The organism is Aeromonas molluscorum, from assembly GCF_051376105.1.
Lineage (GTDB): Bacteria > Pseudomonadota > Gammaproteobacteria > Enterobacterales > Aeromonadaceae > Aeromonas > Aeromonas molluscorum.
Genome location: NZ_JBPQCY010000001.1, coordinates 328,680 through 338,564 on the forward strand (window position 1 = coordinate 328,680; position 9,885 = coordinate 338,564).

General features: G+C 63.6%; 13 protein-coding genes and 6 pseudogenes. All 19 read left to right on the plus strand.

What is annotated here, in order from left to right:
- Positions 1-188: 188 nt before the first annotated feature.
- The 19 genes and pseudogenes from ACSMDR_RS01485 (at position 189) to ACSMDR_RS01575 (ending at position 9,721) form a co-directional block, all read left to right on the plus strand.
- On the plus strand, positions 189-578 hold the full coding sequence (locus ACSMDR_RS01485; RefSeq protein ID WP_436466789.1) for a head completion/stabilization protein: 390 nt from the start codon (positions 189-191) through the stop codon (positions 576-578).
- Positions 575-1,087, plus strand: coding sequence for a phage tail protein (locus ACSMDR_RS01490; RefSeq protein WP_436466790.1), 513 nt, complete (start codon positions 575-577; stop codon positions 1,085-1,087). Before ACSMDR_RS01485 ends, ACSMDR_RS01490 begins: the two co-directional genes overlap by 4 nt.
- A 2-nt stretch (positions 1,088-1,089) precedes the next feature.
- Entirely contained in the window at positions 1,090-1,461 is a 372-nt protein-coding gene (locus ACSMDR_RS01495; protein ID WP_436466791.1) for a phage virion morphogenesis protein, read from the plus strand.
- Positions 1,367-1,780 (plus strand): hypothetical protein, encoded by a 414-nt coding sequence (locus ACSMDR_RS01500; protein WP_436466792.1) that lies wholly within the window; start codon positions 1,367-1,369, stop codon positions 1,778-1,780. Before ACSMDR_RS01495 ends, ACSMDR_RS01500 begins: the two co-directional genes overlap by 95 nt.
- A gap of 4 nt (positions 1,781-1,784) precedes the next feature.
- Positions 1,785-2,914, plus strand: a pseudogene (locus ACSMDR_RS01505) (DUF2586 domain-containing protein).
- A 3-nt stretch (positions 2,915-2,917) separates the two neighbouring features.
- A pseudogene (locus tag ACSMDR_RS01510) lies at positions 2,918-3,377 on the plus strand (phage protein).
- Positions 3,378-3,386: 9 nt separating this feature from the next.
- Positions 3,387-3,596 (plus strand): TraR/DksA family transcriptional regulator, encoded by a 210-nt coding sequence (locus tag ACSMDR_RS01515; RefSeq protein ID WP_098983607.1) that lies wholly within the window; start codon positions 3,387-3,389, stop codon positions 3,594-3,596.
- A 138-nt stretch (positions 3,597-3,734) separates the two neighbouring features.
- Positions 3,735-3,926: a phage holin family protein gene (locus ACSMDR_RS01520; RefSeq protein ID WP_436466793.1), complete on the plus strand. Its 192-nt coding sequence runs from the start codon at positions 3,735-3,737 to the stop codon at positions 3,924-3,926.
- 9 nt (positions 3,927-3,935) lie between these two features.
- Positions 3,936-5,024 carry a DNA-methyltransferase gene (locus tag ACSMDR_RS01525; protein WP_436468171.1) on the plus strand — a complete coding sequence of 363 codons (1,089 nt, stop codon included), beginning with the start codon at positions 3,936-3,938 and terminating at the stop codon, positions 5,022-5,024.
- Positions 5,011-5,472 (plus strand): glycoside hydrolase family 24 protein, encoded by a 462-nt coding sequence (locus ACSMDR_RS01530; RefSeq protein WP_436466794.1) that lies wholly within the window; start codon positions 5,011-5,013, stop codon positions 5,470-5,472. Before ACSMDR_RS01525 ends, ACSMDR_RS01530 begins: the two co-directional genes overlap by 14 nt.
- Positions 5,469-5,902, plus strand: a pseudogene (locus tag ACSMDR_RS01535) (hypothetical protein). The gene ACSMDR_RS01530 and the pseudogene ACSMDR_RS01535 overlap by 4 nt, the downstream one beginning before the upstream one ends.
- Positions 5,838-6,029, plus strand: coding sequence for an Rz1-like lysis system protein LysC (lysC, locus tag ACSMDR_RS01540; protein WP_436466795.1), 192 nt, complete (start codon positions 5,838-5,840; stop codon positions 6,027-6,029). Before ACSMDR_RS01535 ends, lysC begins: the two are co-directional and overlap by 65 nt.
- A pseudogene (locus tag ACSMDR_RS01545) lies at positions 6,026-6,273 on the plus strand (putative phage tail assembly chaperone); the annotation flags it as partial. The gene lysC and the pseudogene ACSMDR_RS01545, both read left to right, overlap by 4 nt.
- A 61-nt stretch (positions 6,274-6,334) precedes the next feature.
- Entirely contained in the window at positions 6,335-6,469 is a 135-nt protein-coding gene (locus ACSMDR_RS01550; RefSeq protein WP_436468172.1) for a DUF6890 family protein, read from the plus strand.
- 376 nt (positions 6,470-6,845) lie between these two features.
- Positions 6,846-7,611 (plus strand): annotated as a pseudogene (locus tag ACSMDR_RS01555) (phage tail tape measure protein).
- 440 nt (positions 7,612-8,051) lie between these two features.
- The gene (locus ACSMDR_RS01560) at positions 8,052-8,222 is read left to right on the plus strand and encodes a hypothetical protein (protein ID WP_436466796.1); all 171 of its coding nucleotides are present in this window, start codon (positions 8,052-8,054) and stop codon (positions 8,220-8,222) included.
- Positions 8,213-8,374, plus strand: coding sequence for a hypothetical protein (locus ACSMDR_RS01565; RefSeq protein WP_436468248.1), 162 nt, complete (start codon positions 8,213-8,215; stop codon positions 8,372-8,374). Before ACSMDR_RS01560 ends, ACSMDR_RS01565 begins: the two co-directional genes overlap by 10 nt.
- 161 nt (positions 8,375-8,535) lie before the next feature.
- A pseudogene (locus ACSMDR_RS01570) lies at positions 8,536-8,842 on the plus strand (DUF2590 family protein).
- A gap of 276 nt (positions 8,843-9,118) precedes the next feature.
- Entirely contained in the window at positions 9,119-9,721 is a 603-nt protein-coding gene (locus ACSMDR_RS01575; protein WP_436466797.1) for a baseplate J/gp47 family protein, read from the plus strand.
- The last annotated feature ends 164 nt before the right edge of the window (positions 9,722-9,885 follow it).

Genomic DNA, 9,885 nt, shown 5'->3' on the forward strand with positions numbered 1-9,885 from the left:
CGCCACCGCACCCCGGCGCGAATGCCATGAGCAGCCTATGGCTAACCCAGCGGCAATTGCGTGGCTACAGGGGTGCTCCCTTTCATCGCCAACCAGCGAGGCACGCGGGGCATGTTTGCAGGCAAGAGGGGGACGTCGACTACAGCGCCGCCACTATCCGCAATGACGGGTTTTGGCCAGATGTGGCCGTGGCCGATTTTGAGCGCCGCCGCGCCCTGCCTGCTGACCTGGATGCCCAGACCACCGGCGCCGCCCTGCTGGCCGCCGTCTCTGAAATCAACCTGCAGCTCACCAGCCACCAAGCCGCGCTGCAGGGCAAGGGCTACGCCACCGCCGCCGAGGTGCCCGGGCCCAGCCTGGAGGGCGGCACCAATGCGCTGACCGAGCAGTACCTGGCCGCGGTGTTTGCCCGCGCCAAGGCGGCGCTGCTGCCGGAGTTCGCCAGCGTCACCGAGCGGGCCACCGCAAACAACCAGGCCGAGCGATCCCCAGACCAACGCGCCCAGCTGCTGGCCGAGAGTCAGCAACTGGTGCGCAGCATCAAGGGCAAGCACCGGGCGGGGGTCTCGCTGATATGAGCAACCATGACGAGCTGCAGGCCCAGGGCTATTTCCTGCAGCGCTCCACGCGAGCTGCTGCGAGTGCTGCCGGCCAAGTGCCACCCACCCTGGATAGCTGGATGGAGAACGGCACCATCCGGCTGGAGCCCAAAAACATGGGCCCCACCGGGGTGGATGTGGCCTGGCTCACCTACCAAGCGGTGTTCACCATCGAGCAACTGCCGTTTCGCGAGCTGGATCCCGCCATTGTGCTGGCCACTGTCGCCGCCTGGGTGCAGGAGCATGACGCAGTCCGCGAGCAGTTTGCGCTGCCCGATCCCGAATACGCCGTCACCCCCAACGATGAGAAGACGGCCGACCTTGAGATCCAGCTCCCCTTTACCGAACCACTGCGCCTGGTGGAGCACCCGCAAGGTCCCATCAACTGGCTCGGCAAGCGCTGGAACGTGGCCCCCTATGACATCTGGGTCGCCGAGCAGATTGACCTGAATGTGGGGAACACCGCCCACCACAGCGTCAGGGCCTAAGCATGATCAGTATCACCCTGGATAGTCGCCGCACCCAGGAGCAGCTCAAGCTGCTGGCCCTGTCACCCAAGCAGCGCAAGCGCTTGGTGTGGCGGGCAGCGGCTGAGCTCAAGAAGCTGGCCGCCCGTCACGTGCGCCAACAGCAAGACCCCAACGGCAGTGCCTGGGCTCCGCGCAAACGGGGCAAGCGCAAGATGCTGCGCGGCCTGCCCAAACTGTTGGAGATCCACGCTCCCCGCCAGGACGTGGCAGAAGTGGGCTTTAAGAAAGGCCAAAACCATGAGTGCCCACGCCGGGGTTATCGCCAACACCCACCAGAAGGGGCACACCTACAAGGTGAGCGCGGCCAGCCGGCGGCGCATTGCGCCCAGTGAAGGCGGCAAGAACAAGCCGGCTACCAAGGCGCAGGCCCGCAAGCTGCGGGAGTTGGGGTTCAAACGCCCGGGCAAGCGCAAGCGCTCATACCGCTCGGCCTCACTGGGCTGGATCACCAGCAGCCTCAACTACGCCCAGGCCGGCCTGCTCATCAAGAAGCTCAAGGATGAACCGGTGAAAGAGCGCTGGGAGATAAAGCTCCCTGCCCGCCCGTTTCTGGGGGCCAACACCCGGCAGCGGGAACAAGCCTTTGCCCGCGCCCTGCAGAGCATCGACTACGGCTGGGACGTCAACAAACAAGACCTGAAGGGAAACTAACGCCATGTGGCCTTATGTACAGATCAACAACTTAAACCAGATGCAGGGGCCGGTCACCGAGGTCGAGCGCCACTTGCTGTTCATCGGCAGCGCCGCCAGCAACACCGGCAAGCTGCTCTCCCTCAACACCCAGTCAGACCTCGACCAGTTGCTGGGAACCGGTGACAGCGAGCTCAAGGCCAACCTGCTGGCCGCCCGCGATAACGCCGGCCAGAACTGGACCGCGGCCGCCTACGTGCTGCCCACCGAAAAGCCCTGGCTCGATGCCGCCCGCGAGGCGCAGCAGACCCAGTCCTTTGAAGGCGTCCTGGTGCTGGGTCAGGTGTGGGATCAGGCGAGCATCAACGCCGCCCACGCCCTCAACCAGGAGCTGATCGCCAAGTGGGGGCGCTGGCAGTTCATGCTGCTGGCCGTCCCCGGCATTGTCGCCAAGGCCGCCGGCAAAAACGCTACCGCCCAAGACTGGAGCGAGTACGAGGCCGCCTTGGCTGCCTTGCAAGATGGCATCAAGGCCGATTCGGTTGGCCTGGTGCCACAGCTTTGGCCCAACCTCATCGGCGCCTATGCGGGCCGCCTGTGCAACCGGGCGGTGAGCATCGCCGACAGCCCCTGCCGGGTGAAGACCGGCGCCCTGGTCGGCCTTGGCAACAAGCCGGTGGACAAAGACGGATTCCGCCCTTGGCCACCCTGCAGACCCTGGAAGCGAACCGCTACTCGGTGCCGATGTGGTACCCAGATTACGACGGTTTCTATTGGGCTGACGGGCGCCAGCTCGATGCCGAGGGCGGTGACTACCAGGTGATCGAAAACCTGCGAGTGGCCTACAAGGTAGCGCGCCGGATGCGCATTCGCGCCATTGCCCGCATCGGGGATCGCGCCTTCAACTCCACCCCCGGCAGCACCGCCGCCGCCATCACCTACTTTGGCAAAGACCTGCGCGAGATGGCCCGCGCCACCACCATCAACGGTCAGCCGTTCCCGGGCGACATCGCCTCCCCCCAGGATGGCGACATCAGCATCCAGTGGATATCCAAGAACCTGGTCTCTGTGTTCGTGGTGGTGCGCACCCTGGACTGCCCCAAGGGGATCACCGTCAACATCATGCTCGATTTGAGCCTCAACGAGGAGGGCTAAGCAATGACCAAACGTCGTGTTTCCGGTACCAGCTTTGATACCACCCTGATGGGGGCCATGGTCCACGTTGAAAAGGCCAGCCTCTCCATCACCGACAACAGCGCCGTGGCCCAGACCCGAGGCGTCCCGGATGGCTATGTGGATGGGGACGTCTCGGCGGAGCTCGAGTTCGAGCTCGATACCAAGAACCTCAAGCTGTTGGCCGAGGCTGCCAAGCGGGCCGGCAGCTGGCGCGGGATGGAGCCTGACGATGTGCTGTTCTACGCCGACACCGGCAGCGAGCAGATGAAGGTGGAGGCCTTTGGCGTGAAGCTCTTGAACGCGTGACCTGCTCGACATCGATCCCAAGGGCGGCAGCAAGAGCGTGCACAAGGTGAAAGGCTTTGTGACCTCCCCCGATTTTGTTCACCTCAATGGCGTGCCGTACCTCTCCAAGGACGACACCCGCCACCTGCTGGGTTAAGGGGGCTCTGTGGACGATATCGACCGCGCCAACCAACACGCCGCCCGCATGCTGATCACCAATCTGGCCCGCCAGGTGGGCAAGGGGCACTACCAGGGCATGAGCCTGCATCACTGCGAGGAGTGCGACGACCCGATCCCCGAGGCGCGTCGCCACCATGTGCCGGGGGTGCGCCTGTGCGTCCCCTGCCAAACCCGCATTGAGCAGCTGGCCCGCTAACCCGAGCAACGGACATGAACACCATGCCAAATAAAGACCCCATCATCGGTGCCCTGCTGTTGGCCTGGTTGATGGACAACCTGCCCACCGTCTATGGCACCGCCCTGGCCGTGTTAACGGCCTGGCTGCGCATCACCTATGGCGGCCGCCGGCTCCTGGAAGTCCCTGCTGTGTGGTGCGATCACCTTGGCGTTTATCAGTGCCTTTGGCTGGTTCGGGATCCCAGGAGAAGCGGCCGGATTTGTCGGCGGCATGGTGGGCCTTATCGGTGTTGAGACCATTCGTGGCATTGCCGAACGCTGGCTCAACACCAAATTACCAAAGGAGTGAACAGACGTGATGACTGATCAAATGCATATCCACAAAATCAATGAGCGGCTCAAGCTGGTCAACGCAGACTCGCTGGCATACCTCAAAACACTGCCGTCCCATAGCCTGGATCTGGTGGCCGTCGATCCCCCTTATTACCGGGTTAAAGACCTGGCATGGGACAACCAATGGCCCAACGTGACAGCCTACCTGGACTGGCTAGAAGCGTGCGTGATTGAGTTTGCCCGCATCCTCAAACCGAGTGGGTCGCTCTACCTGTTTTGCAGTCCCAGCCTCAATGCTGACATCGAGCTGCTGGTGCGTAAGCACTTCAAGGTGCTGAGCCACATCGTCTGGGCCAAACCCTCCGGCGTGTGGAACCGGGCCGACAAATCGGCTTTGCGCAACTTCTGGCCCGCCAGCGAACGCATCATCTTTGCCGAGCAGTTAGATGCCCATGGGACAGCGCAAGCCAGTGGTTATCGCCAAGCCTGTCAGGCCCTGCGCGGGCAGGTGATGCAGCCGCTGATCGACTACTTCCAGCAAGCAAAAGCCGCCTGTGGCATCACTAACAAGGACATTGACCAGGCCCTGGGGTGCCAGATGGCGGGCCACTGGTTTGGTCGCAGTCAGTGGAGCCTGCCAAGCGAAGCGCAATATGCGCGCCTGCAGGTCTTGTTCGCAGACAAAGCCCGCACCCTCTGCCTGCCCCACCATGAGCTCAAAGAGGCCTACCAGGGGCTGCATCGCACCTATCAAAACCTGACCGCCAGTTATGACCAACTCAAGGCCGAGTATGAGCAACTGCGCCGCCCGTTCAGCGTCACCAAAGAGGTGCCGTTTACCGACGTGTGGACTTACCCCTCGGTGCAAGCCTACCCAGGGAAACACCCGTGCGAAAAGCCCGCCGCCATGATGGAGCACATCGTGCGTACCAGCAGCCGACCGGGTGATGTGGTGGGTGACTTCTTCATGGGATCTGGCGCCACAGGGAAAGCCGCCTGGCGACTGGGCCGCCGCTTCATCGGCGTGGAGCTGGAAGCCCCTCGGTTTACCCAGACCTGCCAGGAATTTCAGACCCTCGTCAGTCAGAAGGATACCCACCATGCCGCGCAGTAACTGCCACCCACAAATGGCCGCCTTTCTCGACCTGCTGGCCTTTGCCGAAGGCACCAAAGGGCTTGGCGATGACGGGTACAACAAGCTGGTCAACCCGGCAGGTTTGTTCACCGACTACCGCACCCACCCGAACGTCAAAGTGCAGGTCAACCCGCGCCTGGTCAGCACCGCCGCCGGGCGCTATCAGTTCCTGTCCAAACACTGGCCCCACTACCGTGACCAGCTCGGCCTGCCGGACTTCGGGCCTGAGTCGCAAGACACCTGGGCTATTCAGCTTATCCGCGAGCGCAAAGCGCTGGCCGATGTGGTCGATGGCCGCATTGCCCAGGCGGTGCCCAAGTGCGCCAACATTTGGGCCAGCTTGCCCGGTGCTGGCTACGGCCAGCGCGAACACAAGCTTGCTGACCTGCTGGTCAAGTTCACCGAGTTTGGCGGGGTACTGGCGTGAGCACGTTCATCCGGCTCCTGCCGGCCATTATCGGGTTGGTACTGGGCACCCTGTGCTGTATGTCCAGGGCGAACGGCTCACCCTGCGCACTCAGGAACTGGCCACCGCCAACGAGCGATCACCACCCTGCAAAGCGCCAACGACCAGATGGCCACCGAGTTCAAGACGCTGCAGCGCGAAGAGATTGGGCTGCGCAAGCTGCTCACTCACCAGAACGACGCACTGACTGAGCTCGACAACAACAGAGGAAGACTGCCGATGAACTGCAACACGCTCTGGCCACACCGCCGGTCGGCCGTCCGGACTGTGCTCGCGAGCCTCTGCCTGTTGGCGCTCTGCGCCTGCTCCAGCCAGCCAAAACCGTGATGCAAACCCAGGTGGTGAAGCGCCTGCCACCGCCGGGGCTGGTGCCCCACTGCCCGGAGCCTGACTTTAACGGGGACCACCTACGGCGAGGCCGTGCGGTTTATCCCCACCTGCAGACGGCGCTGCGCCGCTGCCAAACCCAACTCGACACCCTAGACGACTGGATAACCCAAGAGGAAACCACCCCATGAGCAAGCAAACCATCACCCTGACTATCGCCGGCACCGACATCCGTTTTGTGCCCACCATGGTGGCCTACAACAGCTACATCAACGGTCTGTCGATGACCGACAAAGTGGCGCCGGCGCACAAGTACCTCAAGCGCATCGTCGACGCTGACACAAAGAGGCGCTGGATGGCCTGCTCGCCCTGCCAGGCGCGGCCCTGCAGCTGACCGCCAAGGTCAACGAGGAGTTCGCGCCGGCGCTGGATATCAAGAAAACTGACCGCGCGCGCCGAGGCCATCGAGCACAACCAACTGGAGCAGGTACTGGCGCTGCGCCGCCACTACCTGCCCCATGAAGAGGATGACCTCGACAACCTGGCCCGCGCCCTCTGGTTAGATAAGTACCACGCCCAACGCCTCGCCCATGCCGTCGCGCAGGGGATAGCGAAAGCCTTCAATGGATAAATCATGGCTTCTGTCACCGAACAACTGATGATGCAGGTGGCACTGATAGATGCCGTTACCCGGCCGCTTGATGGCATCAACACCCAGATGACCAGATCAGCAAAGCGGGTCGGCAAAGCGGCTTTGCCAATATCGCCGGCGGTGGCGCCGCCACCGTGGTGGCCGGTGCCATGGCGATCCAGAGCGTGCTGGGGCCAGCTCTGGAAATGGACGCGGCCCTGGCCGAAGTGGCCTCCCTCGATGTCCATGAGAAGACCCTCAAACAACTCTCCGATACCGCCTTGATGTTCTCGGTCAAGTACGGCGCCTCGGCCAGCGCGTTTGTCGTGCCTCTTACGATATTCAATCCGCCATCGCCGGGCTGGAGGGTAACGAACTGCCCTCCTTTGCCCGCGCCTCCGGCGTGCTGGCCAAGGCCACCAAGGCCGACACCGCCACCATCACCAACTACATGGGCACCATGTACGGCATCTTCGAGCAGCAGGCCAAGCGGATGGGCAAGGCCACCTGGGTGGAGGATGTGGCCGGCAAAACCGCCACCGCGGTGCAGATGTTCAAAACCACTGGCCAGGGCATGACCGACGCCTTCAAGGGCATTGGCGCCAACGCCACCGCCGCCGGGATCTCTATGGATGAGCAGTTCGCCGTGCTCGGCCACCTGCAGGCCACCATGGGCGGCGGCGAAGCCTGGCACCAAGTTCAAGTCGTTTCTGTCCGGGATTGGCAGCGCCCAAAAAGCGCTTGGCCTGCAGTTCACCGACTCGGCGGGCAACATGCTGCCGGTGCTCGATATCCTGGATAAGCTCAAGGCCCGCTATGGTGACACCCTGACCATCGCCGGCAGTGATGAGCTGAAAAAGGCGTTTGGCTCGGATGAAGCAGTGTCGATGATCAAGCTCTTGATGAGTAACACCAAGGCGCTCACCAGTATCAATGCCCTGGGCAACACCCACGGCATGGGCAAAGCCGAGCAGATGGCCGCCGCCATGACCGACCAGTGGCAGCGGGTCGAGTCGGCCTGGTTAGCGATCCGGGCCGCCGCGTTCGGCGCAGTGCTCCCTGCCATCAACCAGGTGGTGGGCGCCTTTGCCGATGGCGGTGACCTACCGTATTGCGCTGGGCCCGGCTCTTTCCCAACCTGACCAAGGTGGTGGGGGTTACGCCACCTTGGCCATTGCGGCCTTCCGGCATGGTCACCGGTGTCTGGTTGCTGCTGGCGGGCCTGGCCAAGCTGGTGACCCTGGGCTGGGGCTGACCTTCGGGGCTGCTCGGCCCCATCCTGCTGTTCAAGAAGGCCCTGGCCGATGCGCACCCGGTCTATGTTGCCGTGAACCTGGCCATGTACGCCAACCCGGTGATCTGATCGTGGGCGGCATCCTCGCCCTGGTCGCCGCCGTGGCGCTGGCCATCGTCTACTGGGACGAACTGCGCGCCAGCCTTCTCGGTGCTAACCAGCTTTGAGCTGCTGGGCGCCTTCTTCAGTGGGCTGGCCGAGACCTTGGGCCCGCTTGCCTCGCAAGCACTGGCCCCATTGCTGACACTTTGGGGATTATCGTGACCCTGCCTTTCACTTCCGGTCATCGTGGGGCTGCTCGGTCGCCTGGGAGTCCTCGGCGCCGTGTTCGAGGCCCTGCTCACCCCCTGGCAGTGGATCATCAAAGCCATTCGCTACGCCCTCGACCTGATGGGGATGATCGACAACATCGACACCAGCAAGCTGGTGATGCCGGATGGGAACCATCCTTGCCCATGAGCGACACCCTGCTTACCCCGTGGCGAGCGCTGGCCCAACCGCAGACGGCACCCATCGAACGCGCCGAACTTGCGCGCTACCGCCAGCAAGCCCGCCAAAGCGCCAGCTACCGCCAGCAGGACCAGCAAGGTGTGGCCTGGGCCAACAACTGATCCAGGCCAACGCGGCGGCGACCAACCAACCAGAAGCCGGCGAAGGCCATGCACATCGGCGAGGTACACAACCACTTTGCCAACCCGCATCACCCCAGAGCAGATGGCCGAGAACGCCTGGCTGGAGACCAAGTGATGAGCGATTCCGCGCCCCCAAGTACATCGATTTCCTGGTGGTCAACGGCGCCTGGCAACTCGATGCCGGCGGCCAGCCCCGTTACACCCAGGACCGCCACAGCATCGGTCAGGACATCAAGCACCGCATCATGGAATCGGGGCTCGCCCGCAAGCTGGATTGGCGAGCGCAGCCCAACCCTGCGCAGCGACGTAATGACCGAGATTGAATTGCTGGTTGAAGACGACGAGCGGCTGGTGCCAGGCACCATCCTCGACCGTGAAGAGGCCCGCAGCGCATGCTGGTGACGGCCCGCACCTATGAATTCGGCGAATCTGGAGGTAACCCTGTGAACCTGCGCCCGAACGTGGACTTTATGGCCCTGCTGGCCGAGACCGGCATCCCGACCACCGAGCAGGCCATGGAGGCCGAGCTCAAAAAGGAGGTGGTGGCCGCCGGCTCCCTCATCACCAATGACAGCGATGTGAGCCCATTTTGGCGACTGGTGCGCGGCGTGGTCATCGACCCCGGCGCTCTGGCTTGTCCGCACGCTCTTGGCCGGCCATGTGCTGCCCGAACACCTTCGCAGCCACCGCCACCGATGCCTATCTCGACCCTCAAGGCGTGGGATGTGGATCTCGACCCGCAAGGCGGCCCAGACCACCCGGGGCCTGGTCAACTTCGTCAAGGCCAATCCGAGCGAGGCCGCCACCATCCCGGCCGATATCTGGATAGCCACCGAGCGCATCAACGGCACCCTCTACCGGGTGAAGCCGGTACAGGCGGTGGTGAGCCCAGCCGGTGAAGCGGTGGCCCGCGTGGTGTGCGAAGCCGAGCACGCCGGCGCGGCCTGGAATCTGGCGCCGGGCTATTACAACCTGCTCAGTGAACCGGTGACCGGTATCCTGTCGGCCCGCAACGATGACAAGGAGTGGATCACCACCCAGGGCGCAGACGCCGAGGGCAATGACGCGCTGGGCCTGCGCATCCAAAACCAGTTCTCGGCGGTGGGGCGTTATCACATCGATGCCGTCTACCGCTCCATGCTGGCCAGCGTCGCCGGCATTCGGGCCGATCACATCTTCTTCGAGCACGAGGCCCCGCGGGTCCGGGCACCGCCAATGCCTACATCCTGCTGGAAGTGGGCGCCACCCCGGCCAGCCTCATTGACCAGCTCAACGACTACGTGGGCCGCCAGGGCAACCATGGCCACGGCGATGACCTGTTCGTGATGGCGATGCCAGAGACCCAGCACAGCCTGATCTGGAGCTGTGGCCACAAGCCAACCTCACCGAGGCACAGCGGGCCGCCCTGCTCAAGGCGGGCGCCGAGAACCTGGTCAAGGCAGCGTTCCGGCTGTCGGCTGACTATCGAGGCTGTCACCCGCACCTGGCCG